At 74.6% G+C, this 20,009-nt stretch carries 17 protein-coding genes and 1 pseudogene; 12 read left to right on the plus strand and 6 right to left on the minus strand.

What is annotated here, in order from left to right; genetic code table 11:
* Positions 1-13: 13 nt before the first annotated feature.
* The gene (locus tag ACZ514_RS02240) at positions 14-1,411 is read right to left on the minus strand and encodes an ATP-binding protein (protein WP_468163053.1); all 1,398 of its coding nucleotides are present in this window, start codon (positions 1,409-1,411) and stop codon (positions 14-16) included.
* Positions 1,412-2,147: 736 nt separating this feature from the next.
* Between ACZ514_RS02240 and panD the strand changes: the two genes are divergently transcribed.
* From panD to ACZ514_RS02260, 4 genes are all read left to right on the plus strand, one after another.
* Positions 2,148-2,567: an aspartate 1-decarboxylase gene (gene panD, locus ACZ514_RS02245; RefSeq protein WP_469123858.1), complete on the plus strand. Its 420-nt coding sequence runs from the start codon at positions 2,148-2,150 to the stop codon at positions 2,565-2,567.
* A gap of 17 nt (positions 2,568-2,584) precedes the next feature.
* Positions 2,585-2,926 carry a GNAT family N-acetyltransferase gene (locus tag ACZ514_RS02250; RefSeq protein ID WP_468163049.1) on the plus strand — a complete coding sequence of 114 codons (342 nt, stop codon included), beginning with the start codon at positions 2,585-2,587 and terminating at the stop codon, positions 2,924-2,926.
* Positions 2,920-3,540 (plus strand): arylsulfatase, encoded by a 621-nt coding sequence (locus tag ACZ514_RS02255; RefSeq protein ID WP_469123859.1) that lies wholly within the window; start codon positions 2,920-2,922, stop codon positions 3,538-3,540. The genes ACZ514_RS02250 and ACZ514_RS02255 overlap by 7 nt, the downstream gene beginning before the upstream one ends.
* 755 nt (positions 3,541-4,295) lie before the next feature.
* Positions 4,296-5,627, plus strand: coding sequence for a transglycosylase family protein (locus tag ACZ514_RS02260; protein ID WP_469123860.1), 1,332 nt, complete (start codon positions 4,296-4,298; stop codon positions 5,625-5,627).
* Positions 5,628-5,729: 102 nt separating this feature from the next.
* Here ACZ514_RS02260 and ACZ514_RS02265 read toward each other — a convergent pair.
* Positions 5,730-6,863 (minus strand): annotated as a pseudogene (locus ACZ514_RS02265) (DMT family transporter); the annotation flags it as partial.
* Between ACZ514_RS02265 and ACZ514_RS02270 the strand changes: the two are divergent.
* The 3 genes from ACZ514_RS02270 (at position 6,745) to ACZ514_RS02280 (ending at position 10,114) form a co-directional block, all read left to right on the plus strand.
* Entirely contained in the window at positions 6,745-8,220 is a 1,476-nt protein-coding gene (locus ACZ514_RS02270; RefSeq protein ID WP_468163043.1) for an SDR family NAD(P)-dependent oxidoreductase, read from the plus strand. The pseudogene ACZ514_RS02265 and the gene ACZ514_RS02270 overlap by 119 nt on opposite strands.
* Before the next feature lie 545 nt (positions 8,221-8,765).
* Positions 8,766-8,942, plus strand: coding sequence for a hypothetical protein (locus ACZ514_RS02275; protein WP_467884491.1), 177 nt, complete (start codon positions 8,766-8,768; stop codon positions 8,940-8,942).
* A gap of 188 nt (positions 8,943-9,130) precedes the next feature.
* Entirely contained in the window at positions 9,131-10,114 is a 984-nt protein-coding gene (locus ACZ514_RS02280) for an NAD-dependent epimerase/dehydratase family protein (RefSeq protein ID WP_469123861.1), read from the plus strand.
* Here ACZ514_RS02280 and ACZ514_RS02285 read toward each other — a convergent pair.
* Positions 10,100-11,539: a lipase maturation factor family protein gene (locus ACZ514_RS02285; RefSeq protein WP_469123862.1), complete on the minus strand. Its 1,440-nt coding sequence runs from the start codon at positions 11,537-11,539 to the stop codon at positions 10,100-10,102. The genes ACZ514_RS02280 and ACZ514_RS02285 overlap by 15 nt on opposite strands.
* A 284-nt stretch (positions 11,540-11,823) precedes the next feature.
* Here ACZ514_RS02285 and ACZ514_RS02290 point away from each other — a divergent pair, with 284 nt between their 5' ends.
* Genes ACZ514_RS02290 through ACZ514_RS02305 form a run of 4 tightly spaced genes read left to right on the plus strand, consistent with a single transcriptional unit; the run spans position 11,824 to position 16,547 of the window.
* On the plus strand, positions 11,824-13,152 hold the full coding sequence (locus tag ACZ514_RS02290) for a DUF6777 domain-containing protein (protein WP_469123863.1): 1,329 nt from the start codon (positions 11,824-11,826) through the stop codon (positions 13,150-13,152).
* 7 nt (positions 13,153-13,159) lie between these two features.
* Positions 13,160-15,223, plus strand: coding sequence for a SpoIIE family protein phosphatase (locus tag ACZ514_RS02295; RefSeq protein WP_468163347.1), 2,064 nt, complete (start codon positions 13,160-13,162; stop codon positions 15,221-15,223).
* A gap of 52 nt (positions 15,224-15,275) precedes the next feature.
* Positions 15,276-16,136, plus strand: a complete 861-nt coding sequence (locus ACZ514_RS02300; protein ID WP_468695174.1) for an Fpg/Nei family DNA glycosylase — start codon at positions 15,276-15,278, stop codon at positions 16,134-16,136.
* Between the two features lie 27 nt (positions 16,137-16,163).
* Entirely contained in the window at positions 16,164-16,547 is a 384-nt protein-coding gene (locus tag ACZ514_RS02305; RefSeq protein ID WP_469123864.1) for a hypothetical protein, read from the plus strand.
* A 105-nt stretch (positions 16,548-16,652) separates the two neighbouring features.
* On the opposite strand, the gene ACZ514_RS02310 is transcribed toward ACZ514_RS02305, so the two are convergent.
* Positions 16,653-17,114, minus strand: coding sequence for a hypothetical protein (locus ACZ514_RS02310; protein ID WP_468163345.1), 462 nt, complete (start codon positions 17,112-17,114; stop codon positions 16,653-16,655).
* Positions 17,115-17,368: 254 nt separating this feature from the next.
* Positions 17,369-17,902, minus strand: a complete 534-nt coding sequence (locus ACZ514_RS02315; RefSeq protein WP_469123865.1) for a sigma-70 family RNA polymerase sigma factor — start codon at positions 17,900-17,902, stop codon at positions 17,369-17,371.
* Between the two features lie 381 nt (positions 17,903-18,283).
* On the opposite strand from ACZ514_RS02315, the gene ACZ514_RS02320 reads away from it, so the two are divergent.
* Entirely contained in the window at positions 18,284-19,462 is a 1,179-nt protein-coding gene (locus tag ACZ514_RS02320) for a CapA family protein (RefSeq protein WP_469123866.1), read from the plus strand.
* A gap of 42 nt (positions 19,463-19,504) precedes the next feature.
* On the opposite strand, the gene ACZ514_RS02325 is transcribed toward ACZ514_RS02320, so the two are convergent.
* On the minus strand, positions 19,505-19,978 hold the full coding sequence (locus tag ACZ514_RS02325) for a universal stress protein (protein ID WP_468163026.1): 474 nt from the start codon (positions 19,976-19,978) through the stop codon (positions 19,505-19,507).
* Positions 19,979-20,009 lie beyond the last annotated feature (31 nt).

Here is a 20,009-nt window from a genome sequence, read left to right on the forward strand (position 1 = left end):
AGTGGCGGCACGGTTACTCACCCTCGTCTGATGGCTCGGTGGTTCGGATGGAAGGGCGCGTACCCGGCCTCTTCTCGCCGCTGAACGCCTCCCACATCAGGCCCGGCCGGCGGGGCGCGTCGGCGGTTCCCGGGGTGGCGGCCGGAGCGGCCGGCGGATGGGGGGCCGTGCGCACGACCGGCGTGGGGACGGGTGACTCGCGCCGCCGCTGGGGCAGTCCGTTCACCGTCTTCGCGGTCTCGGCGGAATCCGCTGCGGCATCGCGCGTCATCGTCGGCCTCGGCATGGCCGGTGCGCCCGTGGGCCTCGGCGTGAACTGGTGGACTCTCGGGGCGGGCTGCTGGACCGTGGTGATCAGGCGCCGCGGAACGAGTACGACGGCCCGCACGCCTCCGTACGCGGAGGTGCGCAGGTCGACGTCGAGGCCGTGCTCGCGGGCCAGCCTGCTGACGACGGGCAGGCCGAGCTGCGTCGCCTCGCCCAGGTCGGCCAGGTCCATGCCGGATGACGCCTGGGCCATGACGCGGTCGATGCGCTCGCGGGCCTCTTCGGTGAGCCCGACGCCGCGGTCCTCGATCTCGATCGCGACACCGGAGGGCACCTCGCTCGCGGTCACCTCGACCGGGGCGTGCGGCGGTGAGAAGGTCGTGGCGTTGTCGAGCAGTTCGGCGAGCAGGTGGATCAGCGGCTCGGCTCCCTGGCCGATCACGGCCACCTCGGTCACCGACTGCAGCTTCACGCGGGGATAGTCCACGATGCGTGACATGGCCCCTCGCACGATGTCGTAGAGGGGGATCGCCTTCGACCACTGGCGCCCGGGCCGGGCGTCACCGAGTACCGCGATGCTGGCCGCGAGGCGCCCGATCAGGGCGTTGCGGTGGTCGATGTCCTGGAGGCCGTGGGAGACCACCACGTCCGTACCGTGCAGGATCTGCATGTCCCGCAGGTCCTTGGCGAGTTGGTGCACGATCGCCTGGACCCGCCGGGCGATGGCCACCAGGGCCCGCTGCGACGAGTCCCGTGTGCGTTCCTCGGCGTCCACGGCTTCCAGGAGCGTACGCAGAGCCGCCCGGAGCGCTTCGGCGAACTCGCTGTCGAGATGTTCCCCGAACGGGACGGACCGCAGGATCTCCGAAGGGGGCTCCCCCTTCTGCAGGCGGGCGACGGCCGCGGGAAGGAGCTCCTCGGCGAGCCACACCGTGGTGGCCCGCTGGTCGGACAGGCGCGCGAGCAGCACGGTCTCGCGTTGCGCGTAGTGCCGCTGCACCTCGGCGTTTGCCCGTGCGGAGCGGTCCGCCTCCGCCGAGCGCGTCCGGCGCGCCGTCTCGGCCGAGGTGACGGCCGTCAGGAGGACCGCGACGACACCGCACCAGGCAACCGGCGTGCGTATCTGCGCGGAGACGGAGATCACCGCCAGGACGCAGGCCCCGGCCAGTACACCAGGGGGGATGAGCCATGCGGGAGCCACTGCACGTGGCAGTGCTCTCGGGGTCGAACCTGCACGAACCATCGAAGGGTCCCTAAACAGTCTGGAAACAGTGGACTGGGCGTGATGCGGTATGCCGACAAGAAAGGTCGGGACTTCGCTCGACCGGGCAAAGACGGTGCAATGGGTGCGCCCGACGGGGCGGTTCGAGATCGCATCGGTGGTCACGCCTCCCGCGGCCGGGCTCCGTCTGCGCGCAGTGCGACGGTCCACTCACGGTGAGTGCGGTGCAACACGCGAGGCGAGCATAGTCAGTTCGGGTACGCCAGGTGGCCTTGACTGGAACGGAAGTCTCCGTTGATCGATCTGGGCCCAGAGTTGATCGATCGGCGCCATGACGCACCCCGCACGTGCGTGGATTCGACCGCATTCAGCAGCTTGCTGCTCACGGCTCCCCGCACCCGGCTCGGGCCTCCGGCGTCTCCGGGCACGATCGCCCGCTGGGCGCCGACGAGGAACGTGAAGGAGCTCGCCGGCCCGGGCGGCGGGGCGGAGCGGTCGGCGGGGCGGAGCGGTCGGGGCCCGCCTCCGGCGGCCGGTCGGCGCGGGTCCGGAAAGACCTGGGGGACAGCTGACCGGACACGCGAATGGTTGTAACCTGCGGGGACCGCCCTTGACCTGCAATGAGCAGGCAGGGAGCAGACACACCAGGAGTAGCCGCATGCTGCGCACCATGTTCAAGTCCAAGATCCACCGTGCCACCGTGACGCAGGCCGACCTGCACTACGTGGGCTCCGTGACCATCGACGCCGACCTGCTCGACGCCGCCGACCTGCTGCCCGGTGAGCTCGTCCACATCGTGGACATCACCAACGGGGCGCGGCTCGAGACGTACGTCATCGAGGGGGAGCGGGGATCCGGGGTCATCGGGATCAACGGGGCCGCCGCGCATCTCGTGTACCCCGGGGACCTGGTGATCCTCATCAGCTACGCCCAGGTCGACGACGCCGAGGCGCGGGCGCTCGAGCCGCGCGTCGTGCACGTGGACGGCGACAACAGGATCGTCGAGCTGGGGTCGGACCCGTCCGCCCCGGTGCCCGGTACCGACCAGGAGCGCAGCCCGCACTCCGTGGCCGTCTGAGCCGGAGGAGCGGGGCCGTGGCGATCGAGCTGGTGGACGAGCGGAAGGCCGGGCGGCTGCTGGCCGTCGAGGACCGGAGGGTGGTCGGTTTCGTCGCGTACTTCGTACTCGCGGCGGAGCCCCACGCCCTGGTGGCGGTGCACACCGTCGTGGAGCCGGGGCAGGAGGGCCGGGGCATCGGCGGGGAGCTCGTGCAGGGGTTCTACGGGCTCGCCGCGGCGCAGGGGGTGCCCGTCGTGCCGCTCTGCCCGTACGCGGCGAGCTGGGCCGGCCGGCATCCCGAGCAGGCGCCCGGGGCACCGGCGGCCGTCGTCGAGGCGGCCCGGGCGCAGCTGGAGCGGGACGCCGGCCTGTGGTGAGCGGGCTGACGCTGCTGCACACCTCCCCGGTGCACGTCCCGGTCTTCGAGGCGCTGCGCGAACGCGAGCACCCCGGGGCCGTCCTGCGGCACCTGGTGGTTCCCGAGCTGCTGGACATGGCCCGGGAGCGGGGGCCGGAGGCGGTGGAGGCCGAGGTGCGGGCCGTGCTGGCGGAGTGCGGCGGGCCCGTGCTGGTCACCTGCTCGAGCATCGGGGGCGTCGCGGAGGCGCTGGCCCCCGGGCTCGGGTTCCCGGTGCTCCGGGTGGACCGGCCGATGGCCGCCGAGGCCGTACGGAAGGGGCCGCGGATCGTCGTGCTGGCCTCGGTGGAGTCGACCCTGGCACCGACCGCGGCCCTGCTGGCCGAGGAGGGGGCGCGGGCCGTGCGCAGCCGGGTGGTGCCGGGCGCCTGGGAGCGGTTCGCGGCCGGGGACGAGGACGGATACCTCGCCGCGGTCGCCGAGGCCGTGGACGCCGTCACGGACGCCGACGTCATCGTGCTGGCCCAGGTGTCCATGGCCGGGGCCGCCGCCCTCGTACGGACCCGCGTCCCGGTGCTGTCCAGCCCGGCGGCGGGACTGGCCGCCGCCCTCGCCGGGGGGCGTACCGGCTGAGATCGGGGGAAGGTGGGCGGTATGGTGCGCAAACTTGAGCAGACGCAGCCGCCCGTACCGGACCCCGGGCCGGGCCCGAACCCGTTCCCGCCGCTGCCCGACCCGGAGCCGGTGCCGCGCCCCGTGCCGCCGGTACCCGGGCCGGTTCCCGAGCCCGACCCCGTGCCCCCGCCCCCGGGGCCCGCGCCGATCCCGCAGCCGGGACCGATGAGCTGAGGGCCGGGCGCGCGGGAGGCCCCGTACGGTGACCCCGCCGGGCCCGTACGCGGCCCAGCCGCGCGCCCGCGGGCCTGGCCCTGTCCGGCCGGGAGCCGGCGCGTCCGTGCCCGCGGGCCGACCGGGCCGGGGCAGGGCCCTCCGCGCGGCGCCACGCCCATGCCGGGATCCGCGCCGTGACGGCGCCGGCCGCGGCCCGGCGGGCCGGTGGTGTCCGAAAGACGCGGCCGGTCGGCTCCCGTCTCGCGGCCCCCGCCCGCGTACTCCCGGAGGAGCAAGGCGCGGGTGCCCTCCGCGCCGACGGAACGCCCCGCATCCGCGTTCCCCGACCGCCCTGGCCAGGTCGGTGGCGGTGGCGAGCCGCCGGACCCGGTAGGGGCCATCGCCCCCCGCAGCCCCCCGCCCCGGTGCGCGACGGCCGGGGCCGCCCCTTCGCGGGAGCGTCAACTCGCGTCGCGTGACGGCTGGTTGTCGCCCTTGTCAGACCATGGGGCCGCCGTTAGGTTGTGCGGTTCCTGATGTCTTCCAGGGGGGCTCCCATGGGTGTACGGGGCCGGCACCGCCGGTACCAGCCGAGCAGCATCAACCGGGCCTCGCTCGCCGTCACCGCCGGCGGCGCCGGCATCGCGCTCCCCCTCGTGGGAGCGGTGGACGCGCAGGCCGCCTCCGTGGACACCTGGAACAAGGTCGCCGCCTGCGAGTCCACCAACAACTGGAAGACCAACACCGGGAACGGCTACTACGGCGGCCTCCAGTTCAGCCAGAGCACCTGGCGCGAGTTCGGCGGTACCGCATTCGCCCCCCGGGCCGACCTGGCCACCAGGGACCAGCAGATCGCGGTCGCCGAGAAGGTGCTCAAGGGGCAGGGGCCCAAGGCGTGGCCCGCCTGCGGGCCCCAGGCCGGACTCAGCCGCAGCGCGGCCGCCCCGCAGACCGGCGCCGTGCCCGCCACACTCCCCGCGCAGGCGAAGCCGCCGCGCGGGCAGGCGCCCAAGGACCGGATCCAGCCGACCAAGGCCACCACCGGCGCCCCCGTCAGCACGCCCAGCCCGACCGGGACCTCCGTCCTGCCGAACCCCTACGTCGTCGCCCCCGGGGACTCCCTGTCGACCATCGCCTCCGAGCGGCACGTGGAGGGCGGCTGGCAGGCCCTGTACGAGACGAACCGGTCGACCGTCGGCGGCAACCCGAACCTGATCTTCCCGGGCCAGCGGCTCACCCTCCGGATCACCACCGCCCCGCCCGCCCAGAACCCCGAGAAGCCGCCGCGCACCGCCGAGCCGGTCAAGCCCGTGGAACCGGCCGCGCCCAAGCCCGAACAGGCCAAGCCCGGACAGCAGAAGCCCGAGCAGGCCAAACCGGCCGAGAAGCCGAAGCCCGCCGAGACGTCCAAGCCCAGGACCGAGCCGGCCGCGAAGCCCGCCGGCAAGCCCGTCTCAGCGGAGCAGAAGCCCGCCGCGGTAGGCGGCGCCTTCACCTCGCCCGTCGACTCCGGCATCGGCACCGCCTACCGCGTCGCGGGGTCCTCCTGGTCCAGCGGCTACCACACGGGCGTCGACTTCCCGGTGCCCACCGGCACCAGCGTCAAGGCCGTCGGACCCGGCACGGTCCAGTCGGCCGGCTGGGCCGGGGCGTACGGCTACCAGGTCGTCATCAAGCACGCCGACGGCCGCTACTCGCAGTACGCCCACCTGTCCGCGCTCGGCGTCAAGGCCGGCCAGCAGGTCTCCGGGGGCCAGCGGATCGGCCGCTCCGGCTCGACCGGCAACTCCAGCGGGCCGCACCTGCACTTCGAGATGCGCACTGGACCCGGCTACGGCTCCGACATCGACCCGCTGAAGTACCTCCGGGGCAAGGGCGTCGGGATCTGACCCCCGCAGGTGCGGCGGCACGGCCGTGAGCAGGACCAGGCCGGCCGCCGCCACGGCGCCGCTCGCCAGCGCCGCGACCGCCCCGGCGGTCCCGTACCGGAAGCCCTCGTCGAACAACGAGATCCCGACCGCGGCGGCGACCACCGGGTTGACGACGGTCACCGTGGCCAGGGGGGCGGTCAGCCCCGCCCCCCGGTAGGCGGCCTGGGAGAGCAGCAGCCCGCCCGCCGCCAGCACGGCGATCATCGCGAGGTCCGGCCACAGCGAGCCCGGCGCCCCGGGGGAGACGCCCTCGGCCACCGACTTCGTGAACACGGAGCCCATCCCGAAGGCGGTACCGGCCGCCGCGGCCAGCAGCACGCTGCGCAGCACCGCCCGCCGCATCCGCCCCGACGCCAGGACGAGCGCCGCCGCCCCGGCCGCCGTCACCGTCAGCAGCAGGCTCCGCTCACCGTCCGAGAGGGCCTGGTCCCCGCGGCCGTCCCCGCCCGTCAGGGCGAGCAGCCCGGCCAGGCCCGCCGTCGCCAGCAGCGCCCCGCGCCACGCCGCCGCGCCCGCCCGGCGCCGTACCAGGACGGCCGCCATGGGAAGCGCGAACACGATGGTCAGCGCGCCGAGCGGCTGCACCAGGCTCAGCGGCCCGTACGCCAGCGCCACCACGTGCAGCAGTGCGCCGAGACCGTTCAGCGCGACCGCCGCCCACCAGCCCGCACGGCGCAGCGGGGCGCTGGGACGGTCCGGCGAACTCGCCGCGACCTGTTCCTGGACGATCGCGCCCGCCGCGTAGGCGACGGCGGAGACCAGGCAGAGCAGAACCGACAGGGCCAGGGCACTCATGAGATCCACCATGCCCCAACGGAAGGCGCTCTTCATCCGCCCGGAGGACTCTTGATCGCGGGCCGAGTCATCCTCCTGACATACACCAGCGGGAGTACGCGCAAGCCGCACGACGGGGACGAAGCCGCTTGATCCCCTCCATACCGTGACAGGCGGCTCGCGGTCGGTGAAGCCGGCGGGCACGGGTTTGGTCCCGGGCGTGTCGGATCCGTACAGTTGCGGTTTTGAGGACTTCCGCAGCAGGCGGACGCGGACGAGCGAGCAAGGAACGGCAGCGGCCATGACGGTGACCGAAGACAACCACGCACACGGGCCGGGCATCGACCCCGAGCGCCTCGCCGTCTGCCTCAGCGTGCTCGACGAGCTCGACAAGATCGACGTCGACCACCCCGACGCCATCACCGTACGCCGTGCCACCGCCGGCATCTACCGGACGGTGAAGCAGCGCCGCCGCCAGGAGCGCCGCGCGGCCAAGACCGCCAACGACCGGGCCGTCACCGAGGCGACCGCGACCGGCTCCGCCGAGCGCATCGACGACGAGACGGAGGGCATCCTGCCCTCCTCCGTGACCGAGGCCGGCCGGATCGCCGGGATACTCCAGCGCCCGCGCTCCTGCTACGTCTGCAAGACGCGGTACGTCGAGGTCGACTACTTCTACCACCAGCTCTGCCCGGCCTGCGCCGTCGAGAACCGCACCAAGCGGGAGGCCCGCGCCGACCTCACGGGCAAGCGCGCGCTGCTCACCGGCGGCCGGGCCAAGATCGGCATGTACATCGCGCTGCGCCTGCTGCGCGACGGCGCGCACACCACGATCACCACCCGTTTCCCCAAGGACGCCATCCGCCGCTTCAAGGCGATGGAGGACTCGGCGGACTGGCTGCACCGCCTCGAGGTCGTCGGCATCGACCTGCGCGACCCGGGCCAGTCCGTGGCGCTCGCCGAGCAGGTGGCCGAGGCGGGTCCGCTCGACATCCTGATCAACAACGCGACGCAGACGGTCCGCCGCCTGCCCACCGCGTACGCCGCGCTGGTCGAGGGGGAGAGCGCCCCGCTCCCCGCCGGCGAGCTCCCCGCCCACCACGTCATCGGCGCCTTCAACTCCGGCGCGGTCGACGGCCTGGCGGCGCTGCCCGTCGGCGTGAGTGGGCTCGAGGCGCAGAAGGTCGCCGACCTCGCCCTGGTCGCGGGCAACGCCAGCCTGGAGCGGCACCTCGCCGGCACCGCCATCGACGCGGGCGGCCTGCTGCCCGACGTCGTCGAGAGCAACACCTGGGTGCAGACCATCGACCAGATCTCCCCGGTCGAGCTGCTCGAGACCCAGCTGTGCAACTACACGTCGCCGTTCATCCTGATCAGCGCCCTGCGCCCGGCCATGGCGGAGGCCGCCCGCAAGGCGTCCAGCGGGCGTGCGTACGTCGTCAACGTCTCCGCGATGGAGGGCGTGTTCAGCCGCGGCTACAAGGGCGCCGGGCACCCGAACACCAATGCCGCCAAGGCCGCGATGAACATGGTCACGCGGACCAGCGGCCAGGAGATGTTCCAGACCGACCGGATCCTGATGACCTCGGTCGACACGGGCTGGATCACCGACGAGCGCCCGCACTTCGACAAGCTGCGCCTCGCCGAGGAGGGCTTCCACGCGCCCCTCGACCTGGTCGACGGCGCCGCGCGCGTCTACGACCCGATCGTCCGGGGCGAGGCCGGTGACGACCTGTACGGGGTCTTCCTGAAGGACTACGCCCCCGCCAACTGGTAGGCACCCGCCTCCCGAACACCCCTGAGGGGCCGGCCGTCTCGACGAGACGGCCGGCCCCTCACTCGTACGGGCGAACCCCGTACGGGCTTCCACCGGCCCGGCGGCGGCCGGTTCCCGCAGTGGTCACCGGCCCTCCCGGCCGCCCGGCGGGGCGGCCGGGACGCCGTTCCGGGCGCCTGGCCGCCCCGGTGGGCGTGCGCGGGTTCCCCCGGCTCGCCGACACTGTCGACCGTGGGCAACCCCGACATAGCCGCACCGGCTCACCGCGCCGTCCGCGCGCACGCGCCACCGCCGCCGAGCAGATCGGCCCGGTGCGCGTGCCGGCGTATGACGTCCGGGAACCGGGGCGAAAAACGACCGGTCCGGCGCGGATTTTACCGTTCCATCGAGCGGACCCCCGCTCATATGTGTACCCTAAGGCGCAAGGTGCCCCACCCGGGCGCCGCTCCACCACGGCGCCACCGCGTCCGGACGACCATCTGATTTCCCTCCTACCCGGCGCGCGGCCCCGCCCGCCGGGTTACGCGACACACAGGGAGTGCGCGGTGACTGAGACGAAGAAGCCCGAACCGACTCTGGAACGCACGGGACGGGGGCCGGGCACGAGCACGCGGTCCGACGAACTCGGCAGCCTCGAGGTCTGGGCCCGGTCCGCACCCATCCGGCTGGCGGGCTACGAGGACGACCTGGCGGAGCCGCACATCCTGCCCGGCATCGACTGACGACGCACGGGATCCGGCCCCCGGGCCGGATCCCCGTCCCCGTCCCGCCCCCGCGCCCCACGGCGACGGGGGCGCGGCACGCCCGCAGGCCCCCGCCCGCCGGTTCCCGCCGGCCCTACGCCGTCAGCGTCATCGCTGTCGGCGATCACGCCTTCTCCCGTCCCGCCGCACCGGGCAGGGTCGGACGCATGAGACTCCTGATGCTGGGCGGCACCGAATTCGTCGGCCGCGCGATCACCGAAGACGCCCTGGAACGTGGCTGGGACGTCACCGTCTTCCACCGGGGACACCACGCGCCCCCGCCCGGAGCCTCCGTGCTCCACGGCGACCGCACCGCCCCCGGAGGGCCCGCCGCCCTCGCCGAGGGGGAGTGGGACCTCGTCGTGGACACCTGGGGCGGCGCCCCCACGGCCGTCCGCGACAGTGCCCGCCTGCTGGCGGACCGCGTCGGCCGGTACACGTACATCTCCAGCCGCTCGGTGCACGCCTTCCCCGCCCCGGCCGGCCTCGCGGAGGACGGCCCGCTGGTCGAGGGCTCGCCCGACGCCGGCTCCACCGCCTACGCCGAGGACAAGCGGGGCGCGGAACTCGCCGCCCTGGACGCCTTCGGCGACCGCGCGCTGCTCGTGCGCGCCGGGCTGATCCTCGGCCCGTACGAGAACGTCGGCCGGCTGCCCTGGTGGCTGAACCGGGTCGCCCGGGGCGGCCCCCTCCTCGCTCCGGGCCCCCGCGAGCTGCCGCTCCAGTACATCGACGTACGCGACCTCGCGCGCTGGACCCTGGACGCGTCCGAGGCCGGCCGCGGCGGGGCCCACAACCTGGTCTCGCCGGCCGGCCACGCCACCATGGGCGGCCTCCTGGACGCCTGTGCCGCCGCCACCGGCACCGCGCTCGACCCGCGCTGGACCGACCCGGCCGTGATCCTGGAGGCGGGGATCGAGCCCTGGACCGAACTGCCCATCTGGCTCCCGGAAGGCGAGCTGCACGACTACATGTTCGGCGCCGACGTCACCAGGGCCCTCGAGGCGGGCCTCGTCTGCCGGCCGGTCGAGGAGACCGTCGCCGACACCTGGGCCTGGCTCCGGTCGATCGGCGGAGTCGCCCCGCAGCGCCCCGACCGTCCGGAGAAGGGGATCTCCCCGGAACGCGAGGCGGCGCTACTCGGGCTCTGAGGAGGAGGCTTCCGCGAGACGCGTCGGCGGCAGGTACTCGCGTACCGGCCGGCGGTGCCACCAGGCGCCCGTCTCGCGCAGCTCCCGCCAGGTGGTGAACCGGTAGCGGTACAGCCTGGCCCGTACGAAACGGGGCGGGGCGTCCGGGAAGGGATTGTGGCGGATCAGCCGCAGTGTGTCCCGGTCGCCCGCCAGCAGCCGCTCCACGAACGGCCCGAACCAGTCCCGCGCATAGGCGGGCGAGAGGGCCGCGAACCACATCAGCCAGTCGAGCCGCAGGTGGTACGGGGCGAACTGGCGCGGCATCCGGCGCGGTTCGCCCGGCTTGCCCCGGAAGCCGTACTCGCGCCAGTCGCCGTCCTCGTGGGGGACGCGGTCGGCGGTGCCCTCGACCACCACCTCGTCGCGGGTGCGGCCGACGGTGCCGAAGGCCCCGTACGTGTTGACCAGGTGCAGGGAGTCGAAGGAGCGGTTCATCACCTGGCGGCGCGAGACCAGGTTGGCCACGGGTCCGCGGCTCAGCACCAGCACCAGCACGGTCACGGCGCACACCAGGACCGCGTACCAGACGGGCGCGCCCCGCGAGGCGGCGGCGGGCGGGGGACCGGCGAGCCCGGTGAAGTCCACCGCCGACAGGGCGAGGGTGATCGTCAGCCAGTTCAGCCAGGCGAAGTTGCCGGACAGCACCAGCCACAGCTGGGTCGCCACGATGATCCCGGCCGCGTACGAGGCCACCGGCTGCGGAGTGAACAGCAGGACCGGGAGCACCAGTTGCGTGAAGTGGTTCGCCGCGCACTCCACCCGGTGCAGCGGCTTCGGCAGACGGTGGAAGAACCAGCTCAGCGGGCCCGGCATCGGCTGCGTCTCGTGGTGGTAGTAGAGGCAGGTCAGCCGGCGCCAGCAGGCGTCGCCGCGCATCTTGATCAGCCCCGCGCCGAATTCCACCCGGAACAGCACCCACCGCAGCAGCCACAGCACCAGCACGGGCGGCCCGGTCCGGGCGTTGCCGAGGAAGACGGCGAGGAAGCCGACCTCCAGCAGCAGGGATTCCCAGCCGAACGAGTACCAGGTCTGGCCCACGTTGACGATCGACAGGTACAGCAGCCACAGCACCGCCCACATCCCCATGGCGGCGCCCAGCGGCACCAGGTCCCCGGCCCCGGCGGCGAGGGCGGCGGCCAGGGCCGCCCCGCCCCAGGCGCAGCAGGCGAAGAGCCGGTCCGAGTAGCGCAGTTGGAACAGGCTCGGGGCGTGCCGGAAGGGCACGTACCGCACGTAGCGCGGGACGGGCAGCATGCCGTGCTCCCCGATCAGGGCCCGGAACTGCAGGGCGGCCCCGAGGAAGGCGAAGACGTAGACACCGGCCAGGGCCCGCTGGAAGACCAGCCGGCTCAGCCAGTAGCCGGGTGCGGTGAACCAGTCCATCGCCTCCAGTATCGGCCCGGCCCGTCCGTCCCGCGCGGCCGCGCCGCCCCCCCGGCGGGCCGGGGGGGCGGGCCGTCCGGGCTTCGAGCGCGTCCACCGGCCAGCCCCGGCCCCGGCCCCGCGGCCGGACCGGCCGGGCCCGGGGCCGGCGGCCGGACCGGCCGGGCCCGGGGCCGGCGGCCGGACCGGCCGGGCCCGGGGCCGGCGGCCCGGCGCTCCGGTTGCGGCGCCCGGGGACATGCGGCAGACAGGAGGCAGCAACCGGGGCGAAAAGGGAGAGCAGCGTGAACGACCTGAACGACGTGCCCGTACCGACATCCCGTCAGGCACCGCGCCGTCAGGCACCGCGCCGTCACGTACCGGCCCGTACGGTCTTCCTGGCCCTCCTCTCCCTGATCGCCGCCGGCTGCGGCGGGGCAGGCCCCGAACAGACCAAGGGGCCGGCCCCCGAAAGCCAGGCGCTCACCCTCCAGCCCGTCGGAGCCGCCGGACCGGACCCCTTCACCCCCTCCTCCGCCACCGCCGAGTCGGCCCCCGTCCAGCCCCCGCTGCCCAACCCGGGCGGCCGGGGCATCCGCACGGTCGGCGCCGCCACCCCCGGCCTCTACGGCGGAACCAGCCGGCTCGGCAGCTGCGACGTGGAACGCCAGGTCGCCTTCCTCACCTCCGACGACGCCAAGGCCCGCTCCTTCGCCCAGGCCACCGGCATCGAACAGGAGAAGGTCCCCGATTTCCTGCGCGCCCTCACCCCGGTCGTCCTGCGCGCCGACACCCGCGTCACCAACCACGGCTTCCACGACGGCCGGGCCGACGGCTACCAGGCCGTGCTCCAGGCCGGCACGGCCGTCCTCGTCGACGACCACGGGATGCCCCGGGTCCGCTGCGCCTGCGGCAACCCCCTCGGTCCGCCGCGCGCCCCCAAGGGGAGTCCCGTCCTCAAGGGCGACCGGTGGAACGGCTACCAGCCCACCCAGGTCATCGTCATCGAGCCGACCATCCAGACGATCAACCGGCTGGTCATCGTGAACATCGCCGACAACACCTGGATCGAACGGAAGGCCGGCGACGACGGGGCCCAGGACAAGCCCCCGAGGGTGCCGCCCCCCTACGACCCCGCCGGCGGCATCCCCGACGCCCCCGCCACCCCGCCCGAGGACCCGCCCGCCGACCCCTGCGCCCCCGCGGACCCCAACGGCCCCTCCCGCACCACCCCTCCGAACCCGCCGTCGGCCCCGCCCTCCGGCGCCCCCTTCGCGGTGCCCGCCGACCCGCCCGCCCCGCCGGCCTCCCCCTGCCCGCCCGGGGCGGGTACCGTGCCGCGCGCGCCCGCCTCGCCGCAGGACCCGCCGAGCGGCGGCCTGCCCCCGTCCGACGGCCCCGCCGCCACCCCGCCCGAAGCGGACGGTGACCTCCCGCGCGACCTCCCCGGCACCGGCGCGCCCGACCCGGGGCTGTCCCTGACCCCGGACGACGGCCCGGGCACCGGCGACGAGCCGGCCCTGCCCCCGGACCCGGCCGACCCCGCCGATCCCGTCGCCCCCGACGGCCCGCCCGACGGCCCGCCCGACGGACGGCGGGAGACCGGCCAGCCCGCCTACCTGGAGAGCGCCTGACGAGCCGCTGTGTCATGGTGGACCGGTGCCGAGCACCGTATCGCTGCCGGAGGACTGGCCCGCACACGCGGACCGGTCCCTGTCACTGAACCGGATGGGCAGTTTCGACTGGGACCTGGTCACCGGACTCATGCACATGGACGCGGCGGCCCTCGACGTCTTCGACACGACCCCGGACGAGTACGACGGACGCCCGGAGTCGCTCTCCCCGCGCGTCCCGCCCGCCGAGTCCACCCGGCTCGACGCCCTCGTCTCCAGCGCCCTCAAGAGCGGCGTCGACACGTACGGCGCGTACTTCCGCATCCGCTGCCGCGACGGGAACCTGCGCTGGACCCACACCCAGGGCCGGGTCATGCGCGGCGGCGACGGCCGCCCGTACCGGATCATCGGCATCGTCCGCGACGCGACCGAGGAACTGAGCCACTCCGCCGAGCGCCTCGGGCTCGACGAGGAGCGCCGGCGCCAGACCTCCGTCGTGGAGAGCACCACCGCCGCACTCGCCCACGCCCGGACCGTACGCGACGTCATCGACGTCATCGGCGACGCCCACGGCCTGGAACGGCTCGGCTCCATGGGCATGGTCATGGGGCTGGTCGAGGCGGGCCGGATCCACCTGGTGGCCGAGGGCCCCGCCGACAGCTTCGTGCCCGGCACCCGCTACACCCGCGTGGACGAGCAGTACCCGATGAGCGAGGTCGTCCGCTCGCTCCAGCCCCGCTTCCTCGACTCGGCCGAGGAGTTCGCCGAGGGATACCCGGACCTCTGGTCGAAGATCTCGGACATGAACATATCGGCCGCCGCCTACCTGCCCCTGATCGCGCAGGCCCGGCCGATCGGCGCCATCGGGCTGCTCTACCAGGACAAGGACGGCTTCAGCCAGGACGAACGGAACCTGCTGGTCGCCCTGGGCAGCAGCATCGCGCAGAGCCTCCAGCGCGCCATGCTGCTGGAACAGGAACACGACCTGGCCGAGGGCCTCCAGCAGGCCATGCTGCCCCGCCGGATCCCGTCCGTCCCCGGCGCGGAGATCGCCGTGCGCTACCGGTCCGCCCGGATGGGCCAGGACATCGGCGGGGACTGGTACGACGTCATCCCGCTGCCCGGAGGCCGGGTCGGCGCCGTCATCGGCGACGTCCAGGGACACGACACCCACGCGGCGGCCGTGATGGGCCAGCTGCGCATCGTGCTGCGCGCCTACGCCGCCGAGGGCCACTCCCCGGGCACCGTGATGGCCCGGGCCTCGGTCTTCCTGCACGAACTGGACACCGACCGCTTCGCCACCTGCACCTACGTGGAGGCCGACCTCTCCACCGGCGTGCTCCAGCTGGTGCGCGCCGGCCACCTCGACCCGCTGCTGCGCACCCGCGAGGGGGAGTGCCGCCGACTGCCGGTGGAGGGCGGGATGCCGCTCGGCCTCTCGGCGGAGTTCGGCCGGCTGGAGTACCCCGTGACGACCGTGGAGCTGGACCCCGGGGAAACGCTCCTGCTGTGCACCGACGGGCTGGTGGAACAGCCCGGCGCCGACCTGGACGACGGCGTCCGCCTGCTGACCTCCCTGGTCCGGGGCGGTCCCGCCGACCTCCAGCGGCTCGCCGACCGGCTGTGCGAGGTGGTCGACGACCGGGGCGGCGACGACGACATGGCCCTGCTCCTCCTGCGCCGCCACGGTGAGGACCCCCGGCCCGGCGGCGGCCGGCTCCAGCAGCACGTGGCTCCCGGGGACCCGGAGGCGCTCGTCGCCGCCCGGCACATGATCGGCGCGGCGGTCCGTTCCTGGGGCGCGCGGGACCGGGCCGACGAGATCGAACTCGTCGCCGACGAGCTGATCGTGAACGCCCTGATGCACACGGACGGCCCCGCCATCGTGACCCTGCGCGTGCTGGCCGGCCCGCAGCGGCGGCTGCGGGTGGAGGTCGAGGACCGCTCCAGCGCGCTCCCGCGCCGCCGCGAGGCGGGGGACGCCGGGGTGTCGGGGCGGGGCCTGATGCTGGTGGACCGGCTGGCGGACGTCTGGGGCGTGGAGTCCCGGGGCAGCGGCAAGTGCGTGTGGTGCGAGTTCGTGATGGCGTAGCCGCGCGGCGGCTCCGGTCGCGGGGCGCGGGCCGGGGCGGGAGGCTGGGAAGGTGCCCGAACTGCCGGAGGTCGAGGCCCTGAGGGAGTTCCTCGACGAACACCTCGCCGGGCGGGTGGTCGAACGCGTCCTCCCGCTCGCGGTCAGCGTGCTCAAGACGTACGACCCTCCCCCGACCGCCCTCGAGGGACAGCCCGCCGGGCCGGTGGCCCGGTACGGCAAGTTCCTCGACCTGCGGATCGGCGACCTGCACCTGGTCACCCACCTGGCCCGGGCCGGCTGGCTGCACTGGCGGGAGACCCTCCCCGACCGGCCGCCCCGGCCCGGCAAGGGACCGCTCGCGCTGCGCCTGGCGCTGGAGGGCGGCGGCGGCTTCGACCTCACCGAGGCCGGCACCCAGAAACGCCTGGCCGTCCACGTCGTGCGCGACCCCCAGGAGGTTCCGGGCATCGCCCGGCTCGGCCCCGACCCGCTCGCCGAGGACTTCGACCGCGAGGCCTTCGCGGCCCTGCTGGCCGGGGAGCGGCGGCAGATCAAGGGCGTGCTCCGCGACCAGAGCGTGATCGCCGGCATCGGCAACGCGTACAGCGACGAGATCCTGCACGCCGCCCGGGTCTCGCCGTTCAAGCTGGCGGCCTCCTTCGACGAGGAGCAGGTCACCCACCTCCACGGGGCCGTGCGGGACACCCTGCGGGCCGCCGTCGAGCGGGCGCACGGACTGGCCGCCGGGGAGCTGAAGGCCGAGAAGAAGAGCGGGCTGCGGGTCCACGGCCGGGACGGCGAACCGTGCCCGGTGTGCGGGGACACCGTCCGCTCGGTGTCCTTCGCGGACTCCTCGCTCCAGTACTGCCCGACCTGCCAGACCGGGGGCAAGCCGCTCGCGGACCGCAGGCTCTCCCGCCTCCTCAAGTAGCCGGCGCGCTGCGTAGACTCCGGCACCATGGCCGAGCAGCAGCAGCAGCCGCCGCGGCGGGAGATCGTGACCGGCGTTCCGCGCGGCGCCCGCCGCCGCCCGGCCGCGCACACCCCCGCCCGCTCGGAGATCTCCGAGCAGACCAGCCTCGGCGCGACCTACGTACGGGCCCTGATGCGCAGCCAGCTGCGCGCCGGACTGGGCGCCCTGGCCGTGCTCGCCCTGGTGCTCGGGCTGCTGCCGCTGGGCTTCCTGCTGCCCCGGGCGGTCGGGGGCCCGCTGGTCTGGGTGGTCCTCGGGCTGGTGGCGTACCCGGTGATGTGGCTGATCGCCCGCTGGTACGTGGGCCGGGCCGAGCGCAACGAGGCCGACTTCACGGGCCTGGTGACGGACCCGGCCGAGTCCGCCTGAGCGGCCGCCGCGGCGCGGCCGGCCCTCGCGGGCCGGGGCGGGACTCCGACGCCCCGGCCGTCTCTTCCGGATCCTGCCTGGCCGGCAGGATCCGGAAGAGGCGGCCTAGAACAGGTGCATGGCGAGGTGTCCCAGCGGCAGGCCGAGCTGCCAGGCGGGGGTCCACACGCGGGCGTTCTCGTCCAGGGCCGAGGGGGTGTCCGGGCCGGGCCGGGCCGGGTCGAGGTTGGTGGCGAAGAGCTCCGTGCGGTCCAGCCAGCGCCATGCCGCCCGGGCCAGTTCGAGGTCCGGGTCCTCGCCGCGGCCGCGTTCGCGGGCCTCCTCGCCCAGGGCGAGGAACCGGGTGTGGACCCAGTCGCGCCAGGGGTGCCCGTACGCGGTCAGGGAGAGCCACTCGTCGAGCTGCGAGACCACCCGGATGCCGGAGAGCTCGCCGGCCGCGTCCGAGAGGTAGATCGTCAGCGCGAGCGTGTCGCGTCCGGCCCGGAACTCCAGCGTGCTCGCCGGGATCAGCCGGCCGGTGCGCAGCAGTTCGTCGGCGATGTACTCCGCGTAGAGCCACGCCATGGGCACAGCCAGTCCGCCGTCACTGGTGCCGTTCGTACCCTCGGGCTGCACCGTTCCACCCTCTCCCGCGTGTCGAGCCTGCCGCCGTCATCCCCGAGCCTTCACCGGACGGCTCGCGCGACGGGGGATGTTTACTCAACTTGCACGGACTGGTGCCCATATCGGTGCGCTCCATGTCCGGATCGTGCCCGTCGAGGGCGTTCCCTGAGTGTTTCTCCAGGGTCCTGCGACGGGACGCCGGCGCGGGGGACCGGTCAGGCCCCGAGTCCGTATCCCGGGAGCCCCTTCCTCAGGGCGCGCAGGGCGTAGTGGGTACGCGACTTGACCGTTCCGGCGGGGATGCCGAGCTCCGCCGCCGCCTCGGCCACCGAGCGGTCCCGGAAGTAGACCTGCATCAGCACGGCCCGGTGCTCGGGCCCCAGGCTGCCCACCGCCCGCCGCACGTCGATCGCGGTGACCGAGCCGGCCACCGCGTCCTCGGGGGCGGGGGCCTGCTCCAGTCCGTCGGGGTCGACCTCCTGCGGCCGCGACAGCCGCGCCCGGCGGGCGTCGATGGCGAGCCGCCGGGCCACCGTGAACAGCCAGGGTCGCATGGAGTTGTGCCCGGTCGCCAGCACCTCCGGGTGCTGCCAGACGCGTACCAGGGTCTCCTGGACGAGGTCCTCGGCGCGCTGTGCGTCCCCGGCGGTCAGGCCGAGCAGGAAGCCGAACAGGGCCCGCCCGTGGTCGCGCTGGAGTGCGGCGAGCGCCTCGGGTTCCGTGCGCTGGAGGGTGGGGGAGGGCGACACGAGTGCTCCTTCCGGGTCCGGGGTCCGCTGGGGTGCCGGGCGCGCGGGCGGGCCGGGCCGTCCGCCGGGCCGTGGGCCCGGGGCTGCGGGCCGCGGGGGTGGACCGGCCGTGGGCCGGGCCGCGTGCCGGGCTGTGGCGTCCCACTCACCCTCACCTGCACGGAGCCGCCCGGGAACCGTCCGGCGGGAGCGTTGCGCCCAAGGCCCCGGGTCGTCCGGTGGGCGGCCGCGCCGGGCGACGAACGGTCGAACGGCGCGGCGAACGGCGATGGGCCGTCGGGGGGTCAGGAAGTCCGCGGACGGCGCCGTTCCTTGACTTGCGACCCCTTCTCCTATGGATTTCGGTTGATCCGACAGTCCTATAAAAGGGAGCTGGGACAGATGACCAAGCGCACCCCGCAGGCCCTCGCCCTGCTGTCGGCCCTCCTGCTCCCGGCGTCGGCGGCCGGCTGCTCCGCCGCGGGGGACCGGGCCCCGGCCCGCCTCGGGCCGAGTGCCGCCGCCACGGCCCCCGCCGCGAAGGGGTTCACCCTGGTCGCCAGCGGTGACGTACTGCCGCACACCTCGGTCATCGACCGGGCGGCGGCCGACGCGGGCGGTGACGGCCACGACTTCCGCCCCATGTTCTCCGGGGTCAAGCCGGTGGTCTCGGCCGCCGACCTCGCCCTGTGCCACATGGAGACCATCTACGGCGAGGACGGCGGCCCCTTCAGCGGCTACCCGGCCTTCGTCTCCCCGCCCACCGTCGCCGACGCCCTCAAGGACGCCGGGTACGACGGCTGCTCCACGGCCTCCAACCACACCCTCGACGACGGCGCCGAGGGGATCGCACGGACCCTCGACCGTTTCGACCAGGTCGGCCTCGGCCACGCCGGCTCCGCCCGCACCGCCGCCGAGGCGGCGCGGACCACGCTCTACCGGGCGGGCTCGGCGAAGGTCGCGCACCTCGCGTACACCTACGGCACCAACGGCTACCCCCTGCCGGACGGCCGGCCCTGGGCGGTCGGCCTGATGCGCCAGGACGAGGTCATCGCGGACGCGCGCGCCGCCCGGAAAGCCGGCGCGGACGTGGTGCTGGTCAGCCTCCACTGGGGCACCGAATGGCAGACGGAACCCGACGGCACCCAGCTCTCCCTGGGGAAGGCGCTCACCGCCTCGCACAGCGGCGGCCGCCCGGACATCGACATGATCCTGGGCACGCACGCGCACGTCCCGCAGGCCTACGAGAAGGTCAACGGGACCTGGATCGTCTACGGCATGGGCGACCAGGTCGCCGGCGAGATGTTCAACCACTCCGGCGCGCGCGACATGCGCGGCAACTACGGCTCCCTCGCCCGCTTCACCTTCGCCCCGCCCGCCGCCCCGGGGCAGCGCTGGCGGGTGGTGAGGGCCGAGTTCGTCCCGCAGATGATGGACCTGTCCCGGGGCAGGGTCGTCAACCTGCCCGCCGCCCTCGCCGCCGACCCCGGCGACGAGGAGTACGAGAGCGCCGACGAGGCCGTCACGGAGGCCGTACTCAGCCGCGGCGCCGCCGAGGACGGCCTGCGACGGGCCCGGTAGCCCCGCCACGGGCAGGGCTACGGCACCCGCCGTCGGAGGGCCTCACGGGACCACCGTCACCGGCCAGCGGCCCGCCTTGACCAGACGGACCGCGACCGAGCCCACGAGGCGGTGACCGGCCCGTTCGGACGCGCCGACCACCACCGCGTCCGCCCGCAGTTCCTCCGCGGCGCTCACCAGGCCGGCGTACGGGTCGCCGCGGAAGGTGTGGAACTGCCAGCGCACCTCGAAGACGCCCTTCAGCCGCTCCGCCGCGGCGCGGACCTCGGCGACGATGCCCTCGGCGATCTCTCCGGCGATCTCCCCCGCCGTGCCCGCCACCGGAGCGCCGAGGGAGGCCCCGGCCGCCCTCAGCGGCTGGACGTACACCAGGGCCAGCAGCGCGTTCTGCCGCCGGGCCAGCCCCGCTGCGTAGGCCGCCGCCCGGAGCGAGGACTCCGAACCGTCGATCCCGGCGAGGATCACCTTCGGCCCGTCCGTGCCGCGCTCGAATCCCGTCTCCACGTGGTCCGTCACCCTCCCGAGGCTATCGGTCTCGGCGCGCGGA

The sequence above is a fragment of the Streptomyces sp. NPDC034086 genome (genome assembly GCF_055575515.1).